Raw genomic sequence first — 21443 nt, 5'->3', positions numbered from 1 at the left:
TAATAATAAAAAAAATCATATTCACTCAGGAGAAAAACGAGATGTCATACACAGTTGGTACTTACCTTGCTGAACGTTTTGCCCAGATTGGCCTGAAACATCATTTCGCTGTCGCTGGTGACTACAATCTTGTCCTGCTCGACCAGCTTCTTAAGAACAAGGATTGCGAACAGGTTTACTGCTGTAACGAACTGAACTGCGGTTTCTCGGCCGAAGGCTATGCCCGTGCGAACGGCGCGGCTGCCGCTGTCGTGACCTTCAGCGTCGGTGCCCTGTCCGCCCTGAACGCCATTGGCGGCGCCTATGCCGAAAACCTGCCTGTCATCCTGGTTTCGGGCGCTCCCAATTCCAACGACCATGGCAGCGGGCATATCCTGCACCACACGATCGGCACCCCCGACTACGGCTACCAGCTTCGCATTGCCAAGGAACTGACCTGCGCGGCCGTTTCCATCACGTCGGCTGAAGACGCACCGGAAAAAATCGATCACGTGATCCGTACCGCCCTGCGTGAAAAGAAGCCGGCCTATATCGAAATCGCCTGTAACGTCTCCGGCCAGCCCTGCCGCGCACCCGGCCCGATCAGCGCGGTCGTTACCGAGCCCGCATCCGATGCCGCGACCCTCAAGGCCGCCATTGCCGCCGTGTCCGCTTTCATCGAAGGCAAGGAAAAGCCCGTTATCCTGATCGGCAGCAAACTGCGTGCCGCCGGGGCGGAAGCCGCGGCTGTTCGCCTGGCCGATGCACTGGGCTGCTGCGTTGCGACCATGGGGGCCGCCAAGAGCTTCTTCCCCGAAGATCATGCAGGCTATATCGGTGCGTTCTGGGGCAGCGCCAGCTCCCCCAAGGTGAACGACATCTTCAACTGGGCCGACGGCATTCTGGCGCTGGGCTGCATTTTCAACGACTATTCGACCGAAGGCTGGACCGCCTGGCCCAAGGGCGCGAATGTCGTGAACGCGGACAAGGACGTGACCAAGCTGGGTGATGTCAGCTTCAACGCCATTCACCTGCGTGACCTGCTGGACGGTGTCGCCAAGCATTTTGCCGGCAAGGCGAAAAAAGACGCAACCATGGTGCAGTACAAGCAGATCGGTGGCGGTGCCGCCGTGGTGGCCCCCGAAGCCCCGGCCAAGGGCGCCAAGCTGACCCGCGAGCACATCCAGCGCACGCTCCAGTCGATCGTCACCCCGGACACGACCATTTTCGGTGAAACGGGCGATTCCTGGTTCAATGTCAGCCGCACGAAACTGCCGCGTGGCGCACGCGTCGAATACGAAATGCAGTGGGGGCATATCGGCTGGTCCGTTCCCGCCATGTTCGGTTATGCCGTTGGCGCACCAACCCGGCGCAACATCCTGATGGTGGGTGACGGTTCCTTCCAGTTGACGGCGCAGGAAGTCGCGCAGATGACCCGCCGCAAGCTGCCGGTCATCATCTTCCTGATCAACAACGCCGGTTATACGATCGAAGTGGAAATTCACGACGGTCCGTACAACAACATCAAAAACTGGGACTACGCGGCAGTTGTCGAATCGTTCAACGCCCAGGACGGCAAGGGCAAGGGCCTGCGCGCCACGACCGCGGGTGAACTGGATGACGCCGTCAAGACGGCACTTGCCCATAAGGACGGGCCGGTGCTGATCGAATGCGTGATCCCGCGCGATGACTGCACGAGCGAGCTGATTTCGTGGGGACGGCATGTGGCCACCGCCAATGCCCGCCCGCCTGCCCAGTAAGCCGCAGTCCGGCAAGTAACTGTACTGTATGGCAGGCGGCTAGGTGGCCGCCTGCCACATCTGAACCCATCAGAGATTCTGCGCAGCGGGAGCACTCATGCCGCCCACACCTTCGCCCACCGGGGCACCAGCCACACCGGCCGCCACTGCACAGCCCCAGAAGCTCCAGCCGCTTTATGTCCTGGCCTGGTTCTTGTGTGCGTTGTTCTATTTTTACCAGTACGCCATCCGTTCCGCTCCCGGCATCATGCAAAATGAGCTGACGCAAGCCTGGGGCAACAGCCATCTGGGGCTGATGATCGCGTCCTATTACATCGTCTATGCGCTGATGGCGCTGGTGGTCGGCGTGCTGCTGGACCGCTACGGCGCGCATGCGGTCCTGCCGGGCTTTATCGCCATAACCGGTATCGGCTGCCTGATCTTTGCCCAGGGGAGTGCCGCCGCCGGTGTGGGCGGATATGTCATTCAGGCTATTGGCGCGATCTGCGCCTTCGTGGGGTCATCCTACGTTGCGGCGCGCTACCTGCCCGCGCGCACGCTGGCCCTGTTCGTGGGCCTGACCCAGTGCCTTGGCATGGCGGGGGCGGCCTTCGGGTCCAAGCCCACGCGCATGCTGATCGACCCTGCCGGGTCGTTCCATGTCTCCTGGCCCCATATCTGGCTGGGCTTTGGCGTGCTGGGGCTGGCCCTTGCCGTGGCCGTGTGGTTTATCATGCCGCACGATTCCGGAGACAGCGCGCAGCACCATGGCGCCCTGACGCTGGGCAACCTGCTGCAGCCCTTCAAGATCATTTTCTCCAACCCGCAAAGCTGGTACGCCGGCTTGATCGGCGGGCTTCTGTTCGTGCCGACTACAATCGGTGCACTGGGCTGGGGTGCGTCCATGCTGAGCAATGGCGAACACACCACCATGGCGTTCGCCGCGTCCGATGTGTCCATGGTGCCGATCGGCTGGGTGATCGGCTGCCCGCTGCTGGGCTGGATTTCCGACAAGATTGGCCGGCGCAAGCCCGTGCTGATCGGTGGCGCGCTGGTTCTTCTGGCGTCCAGCCTGTGCGCGCTTTACGTGCCCGTTGGCGTCATGCCCCGCTACATGACCGCCCTGATCATGGGCATTTCCTCGGGTGCTGCCATGATCCCGTTCTCGTCCATGAAGGAAGCCAATCCGCCCCAGGTCAAGGGAACTGCCGCCGGGGTCATGAACTTCCTGGTCTTTGGCACGACGGGCGTAGTTTCTCCGCTGGTATCGGCCCTGATGGGTTCGACACAGACCATGACCATGGCCGATTACCACGAGGCATTCATGCCGCTGATTATCGGCATTGTCATTGCCATTGGCCTGTCCTTCGTCCTGCGCGAAACCGGCTGGGCCGTAACCCGCAAGCAGTAAGCTTCGCAACAGCCGCATCCATGAAAAACGCCCGGTCTCTGGCCGGGCGTTTTTTGTCCGGTGCCGGGCGCAAAGCTGGCACACGTCATTTTCGAAGCGCCACCGATGGCGTCAGTGCGCAAGGGCGTCCAGCAAGGCCTTGTGAAAGCGCTCGGGATCCTGAAGTTGGGGCGAATGCCCCAGATCGGGAAATTCCACCAGCTTTGCGCCGGGGATGGCAGCAACGGTCTTTTTTGCCAGGACCGGATAATGCCCCAATGTGGCCCGGACCTGTGGGGGTGCGGCATCGCGCCCGATGGCTGTGGTGTCCTTGTCACCCACCATCAGGACCGTGGGCACGCGCAATAGCCCCAGTTCATAAACGACGGGCTGGGTATAAATCATGTCGTAAAGGCGGGCTGAACTCCACGCTACGGCATCGTGGCCGGGGCCACGGTACATGCCCGCCAGCATCTGCACCCATTTTTCATACGCGGGTTTCCAGACCCCGGCATAGTAAACCTGTGTTTCGTACGCGCGGATGCTGGCATCGGTGGTCTTCATCTCCCGCGCGTACCAGTCATTCACACTCAGCGATGGCACACCCAGGGCTTTCCAGTCTTCCAGGCCGATGGGATCGACCAGCACCAGTTGTTCGACCGCCGTGGGGTACATCAGCCCATATCGTATGGCCAGCATTCCGCCAGTGGAATGCCCGACCAGCACCGCACGGTCTATGCCCAGATGGGCCAGCAGGTCATGGGTATTGCGCGCAAGTTCCTGAAAGCTGAACTGGTAATTATCGGGTTTGTCCGATTTGCAAAAGCCAAGCTGGTCGGGCACGATCACGCGATAGTTCTGCGCGATCAGCACGCCGACAGTATTGGCCCAGGTCGCGGCGCAGAAATTCTTGCCATGGAGCAGAACGACCGTACGCCCATTCGGCTTTTCAGGCCGGACATCCATATAGGCCATATGCAGGGTCTGCCTTTGGGAGACAACGTCGAATGTCTCCACCGGCCAGGGATACGCAAAACCTTCGAGATTGGGGCCGTAAACCTCGGCGGCAACACCTGGCCGGGCGGAAAGCGACAAGGCGGCAAGCCCCACGCATAACGCAATCATCGGACCATGGCGCACGGGCTTTTTCATTTTCTTTCTCCCTGCGGGCGGCGTGAGCGTCCTGCGCGCCGCGACCTGCAAGCCGGGCGCGCAAGGCATTGTCAGATCGACACCTGAACGCTTTTCAACACGCGCACGATACGCCCCGGATCACGGATCCGCCAGATTTTCCAATCCACGGTCCGGAACGCTGCGGCGCATTGGCAGGGGTCAGGGTTTTTCCTTGGAAAAAAAGCGAAACAGGGGGCCGGTCAGGGTTGTGGAGATCACGGCCAGCACCATCAGTGCTGCAAAGGCGAATTCCGACAACATGCCCTGTTCGTGCAGGATCGTGGCCGCGACAATTTCCATCAGCCCCTTGCACTGCAACAATGCGCCAATGCTCATGGCTTGCCGGGTATTCAGCCCCGAAACAGGCGGGAACAGCCACACAGCCCCCATTTTGGTCACGATGGAGATCACCACCAGGAACAACGACGCCTGGACCGAAGGCCAGGTCAATGCATCGCCATCGATCCGCAGGCCGCTATGGCCGAAGAACATCGGGGCCAGCCACATCAGTGAAAAAATCCCGACCTGTTCCACCGGCAGGCGCCTGACCCAGCTTGGCGGCATGATAGCACCGGCAAAATACGCACCGATCAGTTCATGCAATCCAAGCTGGTGGCTCGCCCACGACCCGGCAGCCAGATAGACAGGCACGGTGGCCCATATCACCCATTGCGGCGGATGACGGAAATGGCGCGCAGCCCAAAGCCCCGCATAAGTCAGGGCGACCAGAAGCGCTATTGCCACGAATTGCAGATGGGTCCAGCCATGCAGGGCGGAGGGGCCCCTGGCAATGAACTGGAGCACAGCAAGCCCGATCCACAAGGCCGCATCGTCAATGACGGCAAGCTTCAACGCCAGTTGCCCGACACGATTATGCACCGGGTCCAGTTCGCGCACGACGCCAATAAGAACGGGCAGGGCGCTGACGGCAATGCACAACCCGATGGAGGCAGCGGCAACGCCAGGGCCCACCCGTGGGGCGTGCCAGCCGGGCAGGGGCAGGAAAAACCAGTAGACCAGCGCCGAGCCCACGATAAAAGGCCCACCCAACGCAACGACAGCCCCACCCAGAAGCCGCCCGATGGAGGGGGAGGGCGGCGCATCGGGGCCGGTGGCCTGCCCGGGGTGCTGCCACATTTCAAGACCCGCGGTAAAGGCCATGACCAGCACGGCAATCCAACCGATTTCCTCACCCAGGGCGGAGGGAATGCCCACATCGGACACCGGGACGTGGAACGCGGCCAGAAGAATGCCGATCAATATTGGTATAACGGCAATAGGTATCTGCCGCCGCAGAGCACGCCAGATCAGCCATGGAAGAAGAACAAATACAAATATATCAGATATAATACCAAACATATTTGCCATCGCCTTATCCGTTTTTTTTCATGCCGGGGAACTCTTATACATAAAAATGATAAATATGCAAATATCATTCCACCATGCTGGAATTCCGGGGTCTCTATGACATTATAGCAGGATTATATTCCGCACCCTGAGACTATAAAAAATAAAATGACTTTTATAACGAAAATTCTTTCTGACAATATTTTACAAAAGAAAGAATTGTATCACGCAGCCCTACGTAATACCAGGTTCGACACCCCCAACGCGCCCGACGAAACCGGGCCCACCCTTGGCGGAAGGCCCCGGGGGCGAACATCCCTACATGGGGGGAACGCACGGGGTGGCACGCGGTCGCACCCTCTTTTCACCCTTGCGATCCAACCCGGGGCCTGGATCCGAACAGATTGCTTGTCGGATTCAGGGCACGCCGGGGCAGGGGAGAATACCCGGATATCGGGGCTGGATCAGTTCTCGGCCTGCAAGGCTTCGCGTTTGAGTTCCAGTTCAAGCCAGCGCTCTTCACATTCCGCCAGCCGGCTTTCTGTTTTTTGCAATTCGTCAGTATAGCGTTCGAATACTGCCTGATCGCGCGTGTATAGATTGGGATCGAGCAGTTTTTCACGCAGCGCCTGCGCCTGGGATTCAAGCTTTTCCATTTCAACCGGCAGGTTATCGAGCGCGTATTGATCCTTGTAGCTCAGCTTTTTTGCCGTCGTCCTGGGCTGTGCCGCGCGGGGCCTGGCCGGTGTTTCCAGCACAAGCTCGGCCACGTTGAGCGGCTCCTGGTTGCGCTGGGCCAGCATGTCGGTATAGCCCCCGGCATATTCGATCCAGCGGCCATCGCCCTGCGTTGCCAGAAGGGATGTGGCCACCCTGTCCAGAAAATCACGATCATGGCTGACAAGCAGTACCGTGCCCTCATAGGCGCAGAGCATGTCTTCCAGAATATCCAGTGTTTCAAGGTCCAGATCGTTGGTCGGTTCGTCCAGCACCAGCAGGTTGGACGCCCGCGCCAGGGCACAGGCCAGCATCAGCCGCCCCCGCTCACCGCCGGAAAGGGCGCCTACGGGCGTGCGGGCCTGTTCGGGCCGAAAGAGAAATTCCTTCATATACCCGATCACATGGCGCTTTTCGGTGCCGACCTGCACCATGTCGCCCCCGCCTTCGGTCAGCGTGTCGGCCAGGGTGCGTTCGGGGTCCAGCATGCGGCGCTGCTGGTCGAGCGTGACCATGCTAAGGGACGGGCCCAGGGTTATGCTGCCCTCATCGGGCGTATCCTGCCCGGTCAGGAGCCGCAGCAACGTCGTCTTGCCCGCTCCGTTCGCCCCGACAATGCCAAGCCTGTCGCCCCGCAGCACCCTCAGGTCGAGCTTGTCGATAACCCGTTTTTCACCCCAGGATTTGCTGACATGCTCCGCCACGGCCACAAGCCGGCTGGATGTGGGGGCGGCCTGGGTTGCCAGGTTGACCGTGCCGACCGCGCGCACCGCATCGCGCCGGGTGGCGCGCAGGGCAGCCAGTTCACGCACCCGGCGGACATTGCGCTTGCGCCGGGCTGTCACGCCATAGCGCATCCAGTCTTCTTCACGGGCAATCTGGCGGTCGAGCTTGTGGGCGTCACGCTCTTCCTGTTCCAAAAGCTCTTCGCGCCAGGCCTCGAAACGATCGAAACCTTCGTCCAGCCGCCGGGTCTGGCCCCGGTCCAGCCAGACGACCGAACGCGACAGCGTGGCAAGCAGACGCCGGTCATGGCTGATAATCACCAGTGCCGTGCCCAGGCCCAGCAGTTCACGCTCCAGCCATTCGATGGTGGGCATGTCCAGGTGGTTGGTCGGTTCGTCCAGCAAAAGCACATCGGGGGCAGCGGCCAGAACACCGGCTATGGCGCAACGCCGTGCCTCACCCCCCGACAGGTGCTGCGTGCCCTCATTACCCGTAAGGCCGAGTGCATCGAGCATGGGGGCCGCCCGCCAGGCCTTGTCCGGCTCGGTGATCTGCGCGCTGACATAATCGCCCGTGGTGGCATAAGCGCTCAAATCGGGTTCCTGGGGCAGGTAGCGCAGGGACGCGCCGGGCTGGACAAACACCGTGCCGGAATCGGGCTGGATCACACCGGCCGCGATTTTCAGCAAGGTTGACTTGCCCGAGCCATTACGCCCGACAAGGCAGAGCCGTTCACCCCGGCCGGCGGCAAACCCCGCACCTTCGAGCAGCGGCCTTCCACCCAGTGTGAGTGTAATATCCTGCAGGTTCAAAAGAGGAGGAGACGCCATGGAAAACTGCTCGCCGGGGGCTTAACGCCACTTATCTGGTGTTCGAATACAGACCGGCAGCGCCATGCCCCTTGTGGGGTCAGGCCCTGGCCAGTCCCGCGCTGCTTACGGCCTGATAGGTGGCAACGGCAAGGGTCATCGGGTCGAAGGGTTTTGTTATAACAAAACAGGGCTCCAATGTCTCCCCGGTCAGCAGGCGTTCGGGGTAGGCTGTCACGTAAATGACCGGCACGTCGAACAGGGCCGTAATGGAAGCCACCGCGGCCATGCCGTCACCACCCGCGCCAAGGTTGATATCGGCCAGCACCAGACCGGGTCGTGTCTCGCGGGCAAGTTCCACCGCGTCGGCCTGCGTGTGGGCGACACCTGCGACCTTGTGCCCGCATTGCAGCACAAGCTGTTCGATATCCATGGCGATAATCGGCTCGTCCTCGATGATCAGAACCGATGTCTGGACCCCTTCATGCAGCAGGGTCTGGGCAAGCTCCAGTTCATCCTGGGCCTGTGCAGGGGGCAGGTCGAGGATTTTTGCCGCGATCTCGACACTGATTTCCTCAAGCGTTGTCAGCAGCAGAAGCTGGCGCTGGCGCAGGGATATCCCGCTGGGGTAAGATGCATGCCCGACAGGGCGGGGTGTGTATTGCCTCGAAATAGCCTGATAAAGCTGTTGCAAGGGGGTAAGGCCTTCCGTCGGCCGTTGGGTGGTAAGCCCGCGCAGGCTTTCGGCCACAAGGAGATCACCCGCAGGCTGGCTGCCCGTCAGCGCCCGCGCGTAACGTCGCCCATAGGGGAGGGCCCGGATCAGACCGTCACGCAGCGACTCTGCCATGGCAAACTTCCTTCATGACTGGATCATGACAAACACAACCGAGGGCGCAATGATGGCACGCTCCGCCATCCGCCGAAAGGGGTATCAACTCTGGCTCACGATGGACAGCCTTCGGCCGATGCCCGGCGCGACATTTTTCGCACGGAATTGCTGGCAGTAGTGCCGGCCCTGCGGGGCGGGGCAAGGTTTTATACGCGCGATCCGGCCCAGGCCGACGACCTGGTGCAGGAAACGGTACTGCGTGCCCTGGCCGCGGCCGACACGTTCCTGCCGGGCAGCAACATGCGGGCGTGGTGCTTTACGATCCTGCGCAATTTTTTCCTAGAACAGATGCGCAAGGGCAAGAAGGAACGCGAATTGCTGGCGCAGTACAGCAAGGACACGGAACAGTCCGCGCCAGGTTCCGCCGCGTGGGAGGGGGAAGACGTGCAGGAGCTGGAAAACCTGCTGTGGCAGCTTTCCCCTGTCCTGCGCGAAGCCCTGGTTCTGATCGGCGCGCAGGAAATGACCTACGCGGAAGCGGCCCAGGTCTGCGGGGTGGAGGTCGGCACAATGAAAGCCCGCGTCTCCCGCGCCCGCTCGATGCTGCGCACGATCATGGAACACCGCGCCCAGGACCCGGCGCCGAGCGACCGCCGGTCCTGAATCGCCTGCCCGGGCAGATCCGCCCTGCCGTGGCCTTGCCCGTACCCCATGCCCTCGCAATGCCGTGGGGCAGGGTGCGATACCTCCTGGCAAAAAAATGCGCTCTCTTTTTCGTGATCACAATCGGTACGAAGGATGTAACCTTTCCCGCTCCCCCGACATTGAACCCACAAGAACATAACAAGCGGGGGGAAAAGAACAATGTCAGACACGTTCCACGATCAGATCATCGCCATCCTGCCCAAGCTCCGCGTTCAAGCCCTGGCACTGACCCGCAACCGCACCGTTGCGGAAGATCTGGTCCAGGACGCGGTCTGCAACGCGCTGTCGGCGCGGACCAGCTTCATGCCCGGCACGAATTTCGGGGCGTGGATGCACCGCATCATGCGCAACCGCTTTATCTCCGACCTGCGCAAGAAACGAGAAACCACCGACCTGGACGACGCCCCCCAGTCCTTCCTTGCAATCGGCCCCACGCACGACGACCGGCTGGCCCTGCGGGAACTGGATGCAGCGCTTGCACGGCTGCCAGACGACCAGCGGGAAGCTTTGGTGCTAGGGGTTCTGGAAGGGATCAGCTATCAGGAACTGGCTGAGATTTCGGGGTGCGCCGTCGGCACGGCCAAGAGTCGGGTGTTCAGGGCCAGAAGGCAGCTTGAAATCTGGCTTATGGGGGACGAGCCCGCGGCGGACCGCAAAACCGTGGACAAGAAAGACCGCAAGGCCGCACTTCCGGCCCAGCCGACCGGAAGAAAAGTTACGGACGTGGTATCTTACGCAGTGACTGCGGAGGTTTGATTGTCATGGCACAGCCTGGGCTCGACACGCAGCAGGACGGCACGGTCACTCAGCAGACCGGAGAGCGGGTACCATTGCCCCGCAAGGGGCACTGCACGCTGGAGTTCAGATTGGGTAAGAGTATGGAAGACACTCCCTCCCGGAAGCCAAAGAAAGCACGGGACCAGGCGTTCAATATCTGGCTTCGGCGAGGATTGCACCAGTTGTTCGATGACGTCGTCAACGAACCGGTGCCAGAGGAACTGCTCAAGCTTATTCAGGAAGATCGCGAGAAACAGGACTGACGCTTCTTGAAAGCTCTTTCATGGTGGTTTTCCGTCGCCCGGCGGGTGGCTTTTGGCTTCCTGTCGGGGCTGGGGCGCATCTTCAGCACCACCAGCGCGCGCATGCGGGTTCTGATCTGCCTTTCCGCCATTCCGGTGATGGTGATCGGAACCGCACTGGCGTTACGCAGCTACCAGGAAAGCACCATCGGCAGCGCCCAGCGGGCCGCATCCGCCATCATGCGGCTCGACCTGCAGTTCCGGCACGATACCGACCGCCTGCGCAGCGCGCTCGAAACCATCGGCAACATGGATCTTACACCCGACCAGCTCGTGCATTCGCTCAGACTTGCCGAAACCATCAGCGGGCAACGCTATTGCCTGCTGGCCGTGCTTGACGGGGACCGGCACGCCCTTGCATCCGTTGCACCTCCGGGGCGTTCATGCGCGCGCGTGGGCACGCTGGCCCCGCCCGGCCCTATCAAGGAAACACTGATCGAGGCGGTGCAGAAAAGTGGCGGGACGGAAGATAACGGCGCCTTCCTGCGCATTACCGTGCCCGCGGTCTTTCTCGCTCTGCCCGAAAACCGTGGCTACCTGATGGGTATCATCCAGATCTCGCGCACCAGCGCCTATCTGGCGGGCACATCGGGGTGGGAGGCATTCTCCGACGAAACCAGCCCCGTCAAGGCGTGGCTGATCATGCATAATGGCGAGATATTTCCCGTCTGCACCGATTGCGGCTGGAGCGCGCCGCCACCCGCCCTTGTCGATGTGCTGAAAAACCGGCTGGCCGATACGGGCCGCTCCATTGTCTCGCTCCCCTCGGCCGAAGGGGGCTACGCGCTCGGCGCCATTGCAGGCGGGGCCGATATCCTGGTCTCCACCCAGCGCACACCGCTGGAAGCCGCAGCCCTGCGCAACATGCTGTTCCAGATCACCGCCCTGCTGGTCTTTCTGGCGGCAGGCCTGATCGGTGTCACCCTGGCGGCCAATATCGTTCTGGTATGGCCCCTGCGCCGGCTGACCTATTCCGTGCAGAAATGGCAGATGGAAGGCGTGTTCGACACCCACATCACACGCTCCATGCCGCTGGAACTGCAACGGCTGGGCCAGGCCTTCACGCGGGCGACACGTCGCCTGTCACGGCATGAAGCGCGCCTGAAGAAGGCCGTGGCACACCAGCAACTGCTGATGAAGGAAATTCATCACCGCGTTAAGAACAACCTCCAGATCGTGGCATCCTTGCTCAATCTGCAGGCCAACCAGATATCCCACCCAGAAGTGCGGGCCGAATTTGCCCTTGCCCGTGACAGAATCCGTGCATTGTCCACCCTGCATCGCACCCTATACGCCGAAGACGCGCTGACCAGCCTGAACATGGCGGTTTTCCTCAAGGATCTGTGCGAACAGACACTCGATATCGCGGGGGAGGCCGAAGCGGGACGCATCACGCTCGATATCCGTTCCGACAATTTCTGGATGGACCCCGACCAGGCCGTTCCTCTGGCCCTGATCGTCACGGAGGTTGTCACCAATTCCATCAAATATGCCTTTCCCGGCGGGCGGGGCGGCACCATTTACATGTCCCTGCGGCGTGAGGGTAATCTGGTGACATTGCAGATCGGCGATGACGGCGTGGGCTGCGATTTCCAGCAGGCCGCGTCCCAGGGCATAGGGCTCAAGCTCATTCACGGCTTTGCACGGCAGTTGAAAGCCACGCTGACCTATACGGGGGAAGGCGGGGTACGCTTCACGCTGGTCATGCGGCTTGACGAGCGGCTACCCGCCACCCAGACGATTTCTGAATAAAAGTTATGACGCCAATGCAGCATCGCGCCGCGTTCTAAAGTGTTTGCGTCCTGCTCCAAGCGGTATAAACGCCTTACCTATGAGTAATGAAAAAGCAGCAATACGCGAGTGGACACGCGCGCAATCCCGGCTGGGACGCAAGGCGGTGCGCTCGGTCGTGGGTTCGGGGCTGCTCGCGGGTCTTGTCGGCATCGGCCAGGCCTGGTGTGTAGCTGTCATCCTCGGGCATGCCCTTGCCCTATGGAAGGCCGGGGGCAGTGGCGATACGTTCCCGCTATGGCCCTTCCTGCTTTTCCCCTGCCTTGCCGTCCTGCGCGCATTGGCGATGGTCGGGGGCGACATGGGGGCCGCGCGGGCCGGAATTGCCGCACGGCAAAGACTGCGGGCGGAGGTTCTGTCCTCCATCCTGGCAGGCGGGCCGAGCCTGCTCCGGCGCACCCATAGCGGTGCGCTGGCCGCCACCGTGGTGGACCGGATCGAGGCGCTGGACGGTTTTTTCGGCCACTGGCTCCCCGCATCCATCCTGTGGATCGCAACCCCCCTTGTCATTCTGGTGCCGGTGGGGCTGGTCCAGCCCCGCGCGGCCCTTGTCCTGGGGCTGTGCGGCCTGTCCGTGCCCATCTGCCAGGCGGTGTTCGGCATTGGTGCGGCTGTTGCCTCCCGCAACCAGTTCCTGGCCATGACACGCCTGCAAGCCCGTTTTCTCGACCGGGTGAAGGGGATTGCGACAATCGTCCTGGCAGGCCGGGCGGATGACGAGGCGCGCAAGCTGGCCGCCTCCGCCGAGGATCTGCGTCTGCGCACCATGAAGATCCTGCGCGTGGCGTTCCTGTCCTCCGCGTCCATCGACTGTGCCATGGCCGTCGCCTTCATCCTTCTGGCCATCATGGACGGGCGCCAGGCGCTGGCCGTGCTTGCCGGCGGCAGTACAGGGGCCGCGCCCGTACCGGGGCTTGAAGGCAGCATGACTGCGGGTCTGTTCGCCCTGCTGGCCGTGCCCGAATTTTTTGCCCCCCTGCGGGCGCTGGCCCTGGCCTATCAGGACCGCGCCCATGCCCAGGGTGCGGCCACCGCCATACTGGAACTGCCCGCGGCCGATGCAGGCCCTGCTTCGCCCAGCGGCCCGGTGGTTCTGCCCTCCAGCGTAAGCGTTGCGATGGAGGATGTCAGTTTCACCTGGGATGCCGCCCGTGGCCCGGCACTGGAGCATATCAGCTTCATGGCCCAGCCGGGCGAGACACTGGTGCTGGCAGGTGCCTCGGGCTCGGGCAAGTCCACGATCATGGAACTGCTTCTGGGCTTTATCCGACCGGATACGGGCCAGGTTCTGTTCAACGGCACGCCGGTCGAAAACATTGCCCCCGAAATCCTGTCGGGCATGATTTCATGGATCGGGCAAAAACCGGTGCTCTTCGCCGGAACCTTGCGCGAGAACATTCTTTTCGCCAAGCCCGGCGCCAGCGAGGCCGCCCTGGCCAGTGCCGTCAAGGCCGCATCGGTGGACGAGTTCCTGCCCGCCTTGCCTGAAGGGCTGGAAACACAGGTGGGCGAGGGGGGCTTTGGCCTGTCCGGCGGACAGGCGCAACGTGTCGCCATTGCCCGCGCCTATCTGAAGAATGCGCCCGTCCTGCTGCTGGACGAACCCACCGCCCACCTGGACCCGGAGACCGAAAAGACCGTGTTCGAAAGCCTGCAACGCCTGGCGGCGGGCCGCACGGTCATTCTCGCGACCCATTCTGCTGCGACCCATATGTTTTCGGGCCAGCGTATCGACCTGCAAAGCGGTCATATCGTCCTTCGGCAGGGAGCCGCCTGAGCATGAACACGCCCCCTCCCGCCCATATGACCGACCGCCAGGCCATTGCCACCCTTGTCAGCCTCTGGCGCGCGCAGGCCGCGCGGCTGGCTGGCGGGGTCATTCTCGCACTTCTGGCGCTGGCCTGCGGCCTGGCCCTCGTGCGTTCATCCGGCCTCAGGCTGGCCGGGTGTGTCACGGGGGAGATCGTGATCGCGACCGCGTTCCTGCAATGGGTGGGTGCCGGCCGCGTCGTGTTACGCTACGCTGAACGCCTGTGCGCGCATGACGCCATGTTCCGCGCCCTGGCCGATCTGCGGGTATGGTTTTTCCGCTCGCTCGCCCATGGGGCAGCCGCCGGGCTGGGCTTTCGCCGCGCGGGCGACATGCTTTCGCGCCTGGTATCGGATATCGGCACGCTGGACGGGCTGTACCTGCGTATTGTCGTGCCCCTGGCCTGCGCGTGCGTGACCTTTCCGATCCTGCTTGTATTCGCGGCCCAGCTCAATGTGGGTCTGGCTGTCGTGATCGGCGTGCTGTTTGCCTGCGGGGCGTTCGTCATTCCCTGGCGCATCGCACGCTCGGGCCGCGCGGCCGCAGGGCAGATGGCAGCACAGCTTGCGCATTTGCGTGTCAATGTACTGGACCTGATCGGCGGGCTGCGCGAAATCCGGGCGTTTGGCGCGCAAACGCGCATGCTCGCCCGTGTCAGGGCAAGCGATACGGCACTTCTGCAAAGCCAGATGGCGCTTGCCCGCCGTTCGGCCCTGGCCAATGCGGGGGCGTTCCTGTCCGGACAGGCGGCGATTTTCATCGTGCTGCTGGCGATTGCGGGTATCCTGTTCCCTGCCATTCCGGTCCTGAAAGGCGTGGGGCTGCTGTTCCTGAGCGTTGCCGCATTTGAGAGTGTCAGCACGCTGACACGTGCCGGGCTGCAAGCCGGAGCCATGGGGGCGGCTGCCGTCAGGGTGGTGGATATTGCCAGCGAAAACCAGCCCCACGCCCCCGACCGCGCCTTGACCAAGGCACCGGCAGGTACGGATATTCGCTTTACGGATGTCGCCTTCCGCTGGTCGGATGAGCGTGCATGGGTTTTCAAGGGGCTGGACCTTGATATTCCCGCAGGGGCACGCGTGGCCATTCTGGGGCCATCGGGCATTGGCAAGTCCAGCCTGGCGGCCCTGCTGCTGCGTGCGGCGACCCCGCAGGCGGGCACCATCACCCTGGGCGGGGAAGACATCGCCCGTATCCGCCCCGACAGCCTGCGCGCGCGCATGGCCTGGCTGTCACAGGCGACCCATCTGTTCGACGATACGATACGCGCCAACCTGCTGCTCGGCCGCCCCGATGCGACCGAGGCCGATCTGTGGCAGGCCCTGGACGATGCCGCCATTGGCGATGTCGTGCGCGACCTGCCCGAAGGGCTGGACACATGGCTGGGTGAAGGCGGGCTCAAGCTCTCGGGCGGGCAGGGCAGGCGGATCGCACTGGCGCGCACGCTGCTTACCCAGGCCCCGATCCTTATTCTGGACGAACCCGCAACCGGGCTGGATGCGCAGACGGAGCAGGAATTCCTGCTCACACTCAATGCCGTCACGACGGGACGCACGGTTATTCTCATCACCCACAGGCTGACCGGCGTGGAAAAACTGGACCAGGTCTGGCGCCTGTCAGGGGGGATCGCCAGGGTTGCGAGCGCGTGAGGGGACAACCCGGAGTTGACGGATTGGACCCGCCTGGGGCACCAAGGGTGGACGGTTTCAATATTTCAGCCGGGAATTATCATGATACGTCGTCTTATCCCCGTTGCGGGGCTCTGCCTGCTTAGCGCCTGCGCCGCCCAGGCACCGCGTAAATATGTGGTGTTTTTCGCCAACCAGTCCGCCACGCTGGATGACGGCGCCAATGCCGTCATTGCGGAAGTCGCCGACAAGGCCCGCGCCCATCCGTCGCGTATCGTGAAGGTGGAAGGCTATGCCGCCGCCGGAAGCAATCTTTCAGCCGATGCGCTGCTGGCCATCGACCGCGCCAAGGCCGTGACCGCCAAGCTGTTCGAGGACGGGGTGCGGGGCGACCGCATTATCCAGACCCCGCGTGCCCCCAGCAATGTGGAAGGCATGGAAGTAGGCGCGCGGCGTGTGGAAATCGAGATTACCCGCCCCTGAACACAACGCCCGCCCCATCCGCCATGCCTGACATGGACCAGGGTTTTGCAACCCTGCCCCCCGGGGGGCCTGCACATGGCCCCCCGCGCGACCGCTTTGTCGACAAAACGCCCGAGCAGGTTCTTCACGACGTTTTCGGCTTCCACGGATTTCGCAGCCTGCAATCCAGGGCGGTCGAAAACGTCATGCACGGGCGTGACACGCTGGTGCTGATGCCAACTGGTGGGGGCAAGAGTATCTGTTATCAGGTGCCCGCCTTGTGCCGCCCCGGCATGGGGCTGGTGATCTCCCCCCTGATTGCGCTGATGGACGACCAGGTAGCCGCCCTGCGCCAGGTGGGTATCAATGCCGCGGCCATGCATTCCGAACTGGAGGCCAGCGAATCTGCCCAGGTCCGGGCCGATCTGGCGCAGGGCCGGGTCGATCTTCTATATATTTCCCCTGAACGGCTCCTGTCATCGGGCACGCTGGACAGGCTTGCGACAATCCCGCTTTCGGTCATCGCCATTGACGAAGCGCATTGTATTTCGGCCTGGGGGCATGAATTCCGTCCCGAATACAGGGCACTGACGGCACTCCCGCGCCATTTCCCCAACGTGCCGCGCATCGCGCTGACCGCAACGGCGGACGAACGCACGCGCGAGGATATTCTGGCGGCCCTGGACATGCCGCATGCGGATGTCCTGGTCTCCAGCTTCCATCGGCCCAACCTGAACATTGCCGTCCACCCCAAGGGGTCCGAACTCAAGCAGTTGCAGGACGCGCTGGCACGGCACAGGAATGCGGCCAGTATCGTCTATTGCGGCAGCCGCGCCAGAACGGAGCGGATTGCCGCCGCCCTGCGCGAGAAGGGATGGGCGGCCCTTGCGTACCATGCCGGGCTGTCACCGCTGGAAAAAAGGGCGGCCCTGCTGCGGTTCCGATCGGGGGAACCGCTGGTGATCGTGGCCACCATCGCCTTCGGCATGGGGATCGACCGGCCCGATGTGCGCGCCGTGGTACATCTGGACATGCCCGCCTCGCCCGAGGCCTATTACCAGCAGATCGGCCGGGCCGGGCGCGACGGCCTGCCATCCGACACGGTGCTGCTTTACGGGGGGGAGGACATGGCCCGGGCGCGCTACTGGCTGGACCAGTCCGCCGCCCCCGACCATGAAAAACGCGTCATGAGCAGCCGCCTGGAAGCCATGATCGCGCTGACCGAAACCACCAGTTGCCGCACCCGCGCGCTGCTGCACTGTTTTGGCGAAGAACTGCCCGAACCCTGCGGGCATTGCGACAACTGCCTGCACCCGGCCCTGACATTCGACGGGACGGAGGCCGCCCGCAAGCTGCTTTCAGCCGTGTACCGAACGGGCGAAAGCTTTGGCGCGCTGCATGTCATAGCCGTACTGCGCGGCAAGATGACGGACGCCGTCAGCCGCCACGGCCATGACAAGCTTTCGGTCTGGGGTATCGGCAAGGACCAGAGCGAGCCCTTCTGGCGCAGCGTTACCCGGCAGTTGATCGCACGCGGGGCGTTGCGGACGCAGGCGCAATATGGCGGCCTTGTACTGAACCAGGGCGTAGCCCGGCCGATCCTGCGCGGCACGGAGGAAGTGCACCTGCGGGCCGATCCCATCATGCATGCCGCGCGCGCGTCGTCCCGGCGGGGGACCGATACCGATCTCGACCTGTCCGAGGACAGCCTGGCCCTGTTCCACGCCCTGCGCAAATGGCGGCGTGAGGAAGCGCAGGAACAGGAAATCCCGCCCTACGTTATTTTCCATGACTCGGTTTTGCGGGACATTGCGCAGGAAAAACCGGGCGATCTGGATACGCTGGGCGACATAAAAGGGGTCGGGCGTTCAAAACTGGAACGATATGGCGAGGCGGTCCTGGCCGTCATTGAGGCAAAAGACGCATGACAAGTGCAGTCGCGCTCCGGCGTGAACGTATTCAGGAACTGGTCAACCAGCGCGGCTATCTGAGCAGCGAGGAACTGGCCCGCATGCTCGACGTCACGGTGCAGACCGTCCGGCGCGATGTGAACTGCATGGACGCGCAAGGCCTTCTCGCCCGCCACCATGGGGGGGCCAGTTCGCTTTCCCAGGCTGAGAACATTGCCTATTCCGACCGCCAGATCCTGCACCTGCGCGAAAAGGAAGCCATAGGCCGCGAAGCCGCCCGCGCCATACCGGACGGGGCTTCGCTGTTCATCAATATCGGCACCACGACCGAAGCGTTCGCCCGCTGCCTGCGCTCCCACAAGGCGTTGCGGGTCATTACCAATAATATCCATGTGGCAAGCCTGCTGGCGCCGGCCCCCGATTGCAGCCTGATTATCACGGGGGGCAGCGTGCGCCTGCGCGATGGTGGCATAGTCGGCCCGGCGGCCGCGGCCATGATCGAGCAATACCGTGCGGATTTTGGCGTGATCGGTATCAGCGGCATTGACGAAGACGGCACGCTGCTCGATTTCGACGCCGATGAAATCAGCGCGGCACAAGCCATCCTGCGCAATGCGCGGGTGGTCTTTCTGCTGGCCGACCACACTAAGTTCCGCCGCAGGCCCATGGCCCGGGTAGGCCATATTTCGCAGATCAGCGCCTTTTATACCGATCAGCCGCCCCCGGCCGCCATCCGCACGATCCTGCGCGACAACGACGTGCACCTGCATGTGGTGCCGAAGTAGGTTTTTCGTTCGGGGCTGATTTCCTTTCGTAAACGAACACTAGGCTGACTACCGCCAGCGATCACGTCCAATTATCTTGCCATTCCTTTTCGTTTTCGAATAAACTGCACCGACTTTCGTTTTGATGGAACCGGCCCAGATCATGTCACAGACTGAATCGTCCAACGTCCCCTATGACCTGCTGATCGTCGGCGGTGGCGTAAACGGCGCAGGTATCGCGCGCGACGCCACGGGGCGTGGCGCTTCCGTATTGCTGGTCGAACAGGATGACCTGGCCAGCTATACGTCATCGGCCAGCACCAAGCTTATTCATGGCGGCCTGCGATATCTGGAATATTACGAATTCCGGCTGGTGCGCGAAGCCCTGATGGAGCGCGAACGCCTGCTGAAAATGGCGCCGCATATCATCTGGCCCATGCGATTCGTGCTGCCGCACTCCAAGCTGGTCCGCCCGGCCTGGATGCTGCGGGCAGGCCTGTTCCTTTACGATCATCTGGCGTCCAACATGACGCTGCCCAAGTCGCGCGGCATCGATTTCCGGACCCATTCGTCGGGCCGCGCCCTCAAGCCCGAATATACCAAGGGCTTCGTCTATTCCGATGGCTGGGTGCAGGACAGCCGCCTGGTGGTACTCAACGCCATCGACGCAGCGCAGCGCGGGGCGGATATCCGCACCCGCACCCGGCTTGTTGCCGCAAGCCGCGTCAACGGGCTGTGGGAAGCAACGCTGGAAGACCGTACCACGGGGGCGACCAGCACCGTGCGGGCCCGCGCCCTGGTCAACGCGGCGGGGCCCTGGGTCGCCCGCCTGCTGGCCGATACGCTGAAGGTGCCCAACTCCAAGTCGGTCCGGCTGGTCAAGGGCAGCCATATTGTCGTCCCCCGCGTGTTCGAAGGGCCGCAGGCCTATATTTTCCAGAACCCCGACAAGCGCATCGTCTTCGCCATTCCCTACGAACAGGATTTCACCCTGATCGGCACCACCGATATTCCGTGGGAGCAGGAACCGGGCAAGGTCGCGATTGCTGCCGACGAAATCAGCTATCTGTGCGAAAGCGTGAACCGCTATTTCCGCGCCACGGTCAAGGAATCCGACGTGGTCTGGAGCTATGCGGGCCTGCGCCCCCTTTATGACGATGCATCGGCCAACGCGTCCGCCGTCACGCGCGATTATGTGCTGGACCTGGACACGCAGAACGGCGCACCGTTGCTGTCCATTTTCGGCGGCAAGATCACGACCTACCGCAAGCTGGCCGAACACGCGCTTGAAAAGCTCGCCCCCGTGCTGCCCGCCGTGGCCGGCCAAAGCTGGACCGCCAATGAGGTACTGCCCGGCGGCGATATAGGCGAAGGCGGGTTTACCGCGGCACTGGACAGGCTGCGCCGCGCGGCCCCCTGGCTGCCCGAAGGCCTGGCCTGGCGGCTGATGCGCAATTACGGCAGCCGCGCTTACGAGATCATCGGGGAAGCCACGTCCCTGGCCGAGATGGGCCTGCTGCCGGGCGGAGACCTGGGCACGCGTGAGATCGACTACCTGATCACGCATGAATGGGCCCGCACGGCGGAAGATGTCCTGTGGCGGCGCAGCAAGCTGGGCCTGCATATCAATGACGCGGCCAAGGCCGGGGTGGAAACCTATATGCGCCAGAAGCTGGGATAAGCTTCAGCCCCTTGCCCGAGCCCTTTCCTGGAAAATAAAAACAAGAACGAGGAAAGATATGAACAAGACCACTTTTGCCCTGCTGGGCGAGCTGATCGCCGAATGCCTGGCTACGCTCATTATCGTCATGATCGGGGATTCGGTCGTGGCCATGTATGCGCTTTATGACCCTAGCCCCTACCGGCTGTCCTATTGGGGGCTGTCCATTACATGGGGGCTGGGGGTCACGATCGCCATTTACGTGACCGGGGCCGTATCGGGCACCCACGCCAACCCCGCCGTCACACTCGCATTGGCCTGCTACCGTGGCTTTTCATGGAAAAAAGTCGTGCCCTACTGGGTGGCCCAGGTCGTGGGCGGCTTTTTGGGGGCGGCACTGGTCTACACCCTCTACAGCCCGGTCATCGTGCATTTCGCGCAGGCCCATCACCTGGATTTCGTCCATGACGGGGCGGCGGGCGGTGTGTTTTTCACAGCCCCGGGCGATGCGATCACCCCGCTGCACGCCTTGGGTGATGAGATTATCCTGACCGCTTTCCTGGTACTCGGCATTTTCGCGATAACATGCGAATACAATACCGTCGCACCCCAGGCCAATTCCGGTGCGCTGATCATCGGCCTGCTGGTTGCCATTATCGGCGCGTCTTCTGGCAATCTGGAAGGCTGGGCGATCAATCCGGCCCGCGATTTCGGGCCGCGCCTGTTCTGTTTTATCGCGGGCTGGGGGCCTTCCGCCCTGCCGGGGCCCCAGAACTACTGGTGGGTGCCCGTTGTCGGGCCGTTGCTGGGCGGGCTTGCCGGGGCCACGCTGTACCAGGTCCTGCTCCGCCCATTCATGCCCGCCAGATCGGCCAGATCCGCAACCCCGGCTGACTGAGCGTTCCACGCAGAAGGATTATTC

Annotated in this window: 17 protein-coding genes; 13 read left to right on the top strand and 4 right to left on the bottom strand. The window is 62.6% G+C overall.

Annotation, left to right across the window (positions count from 1 at the left end; all coding sequences use genetic code 11):
* Positions 1–41 precede the first annotated feature (41 nt).
* Together J2D77_RS03690 and J2D77_RS03685 are read left to right on the top strand one after the other, a co-directional pair.
* On the top strand, positions 42–1739 hold the full coding sequence (locus J2D77_RS03690; RefSeq protein WP_207844895.1) for an alpha-keto acid decarboxylase family protein: 1698 nt from the start codon (positions 42–44) through the stop codon (positions 1737–1739).
* 97 nt (positions 1740–1836) lie between these two features.
* Positions 1837–3129, top strand: coding sequence for an MFS transporter (locus J2D77_RS03685; RefSeq protein WP_207844894.1), 1293 nt, complete (start codon positions 1837–1839; stop codon positions 3127–3129).
* A gap of 111 nt (positions 3130–3240) precedes the next feature.
* Here the strand turns inward: J2D77_RS03685 and J2D77_RS03680 are convergent, their stop codons facing one another.
* The 4 genes from J2D77_RS03680 to J2D77_RS03665 form a co-directional block, all read right to left on the bottom strand.
* Positions 3241–4260 (bottom strand): alpha/beta fold hydrolase, encoded by a 1020-nt coding sequence (locus J2D77_RS03680; RefSeq protein WP_230975427.1) that lies wholly within the window; start codon positions 4258–4260, stop codon positions 3241–3243.
* A 180-nt stretch (positions 4261–4440) separates the two neighbouring features.
* Positions 4441–5649, bottom strand: a complete 1209-nt coding sequence (locus J2D77_RS03675; RefSeq protein ID WP_207844893.1) for a cation:proton antiporter — start codon at positions 5647–5649, stop codon at positions 4441–4443.
* Positions 5650–6092: 443 nt separating this feature from the next.
* Positions 6093–7901 carry an ABC-F family ATP-binding cassette domain-containing protein gene (locus J2D77_RS03670; RefSeq protein WP_207844892.1) on the bottom strand — a complete coding sequence of 603 codons (1809 nt, stop codon included), beginning with the start codon at positions 7899–7901 and terminating at the stop codon, positions 6093–6095.
* 79 nt (positions 7902–7980) lie between these two features.
* Positions 7981–8730: a PhyR family response regulator anti-anti-sigma factor gene (locus J2D77_RS03665; RefSeq protein WP_207844891.1), complete on the bottom strand. Its 750-nt coding sequence runs from the start codon at positions 8728–8730 to the stop codon at positions 7981–7983.
* A 168-nt stretch (positions 8731–8898) separates the two neighbouring features.
* On the opposite strand from J2D77_RS03665, the gene J2D77_RS03660 reads away from it, so the two are divergent.
* The 11 genes from J2D77_RS03660 (at position 8899) to J2D77_RS03610 (ending at position 21419) form a co-directional block, all read left to right on the top strand.
* Positions 8899–9375 carry a sigma-70 family RNA polymerase sigma factor gene (locus J2D77_RS03660; protein ID WP_230975506.1) on the top strand — a complete coding sequence of 159 codons (477 nt, stop codon included), beginning with the start codon at positions 8899–8901 and terminating at the stop codon, positions 9373–9375.
* A 201-nt stretch (positions 9376–9576) separates the two neighbouring features.
* Positions 9577–10173, top strand: coding sequence for a sigma-70 family RNA polymerase sigma factor (locus J2D77_RS03655; protein ID WP_207844889.1), 597 nt, complete (start codon positions 9577–9579; stop codon positions 10171–10173).
* 5 nt (positions 10174–10178) lie between these two features.
* A complete protein-coding gene (locus J2D77_RS17595) occupies positions 10179–10457 on the top strand; it encodes a NepR family anti-sigma factor (RefSeq protein WP_207845031.1) in 279 nt (92 codons plus the stop codon).
* 102 nt (positions 10458–10559) lie between these two features.
* Entirely contained in the window at positions 10560–12248 is a 1689-nt protein-coding gene (locus J2D77_RS03645) for a sensor histidine kinase (RefSeq protein ID WP_207845025.1), read from the top strand.
* Between the two features lie 79 nt (positions 12249–12327).
* Positions 12328–14064 carry a thiol reductant ABC exporter subunit CydD gene (cydD, locus tag J2D77_RS03640; protein ID WP_207844888.1) on the top strand — a complete coding sequence of 579 codons (1737 nt, stop codon included), beginning with the start codon at positions 12328–12330 and terminating at the stop codon, positions 14062–14064.
* A gap of 2 nt (positions 14065–14066) precedes the next feature.
* On the top strand, positions 14067–15746 hold the full coding sequence (gene cydC, locus J2D77_RS03635) for a thiol reductant ABC exporter subunit CydC (protein ID WP_207844887.1): 1680 nt from the start codon (positions 14067–14069) through the stop codon (positions 15744–15746).
* A gap of 84 nt (positions 15747–15830) precedes the next feature.
* The gene (locus tag J2D77_RS03630) at positions 15831–16208 is read left to right on the top strand and encodes an OmpA family protein (protein WP_207845024.1); all 378 of its coding nucleotides are present in this window, start codon (positions 15831–15833) and stop codon (positions 16206–16208) included.
* Between the two features lie 32 nt (positions 16209–16240).
* The gene (gene recQ / locus J2D77_RS03625; RefSeq protein WP_207845023.1) at positions 16241–18115 is read left to right on the top strand and encodes a DNA helicase RecQ; all 1875 of its coding nucleotides are present in this window, start codon (positions 16241–16243) and stop codon (positions 18113–18115) included.
* A complete protein-coding gene (locus J2D77_RS03620) occupies positions 18112–18882 on the top strand; it encodes a DeoR/GlpR family DNA-binding transcription regulator (RefSeq protein WP_207844886.1) in 771 nt (256 codons plus the stop codon). The genes recQ and J2D77_RS03620 overlap by 4 nt, the downstream gene beginning before the upstream one ends.
* A gap of 124 nt (positions 18883–19006) precedes the next feature.
* Positions 19007–20542, top strand: a complete 1536-nt coding sequence (gene glpD, locus J2D77_RS03615; RefSeq protein ID WP_407927075.1) for a glycerol-3-phosphate dehydrogenase — start codon at positions 19007–19009, stop codon at positions 20540–20542.
* Positions 20543–20600: 58 nt separating this feature from the next.
* The gene (locus tag J2D77_RS03610; RefSeq protein WP_207844884.1) at positions 20601–21419 is read left to right on the top strand and encodes an MIP/aquaporin family protein; all 819 of its coding nucleotides are present in this window, start codon (positions 20601–20603) and stop codon (positions 21417–21419) included.
* Positions 21420–21443: the final 24 nt, after the last annotated feature.

The sequence above is a fragment of the Acetobacter garciniae genome (genome assembly GCF_017377735.1).
In the GTDB taxonomy this organism is placed as follows: domain Bacteria; phylum Pseudomonadota; class Alphaproteobacteria; order Acetobacterales; family Acetobacteraceae; genus Acetobacter; species Acetobacter garciniae.
Note: the sequence above shows the minus strand (reverse complement) of the source record. Positions and strands in the feature narration are given on the sequence as shown.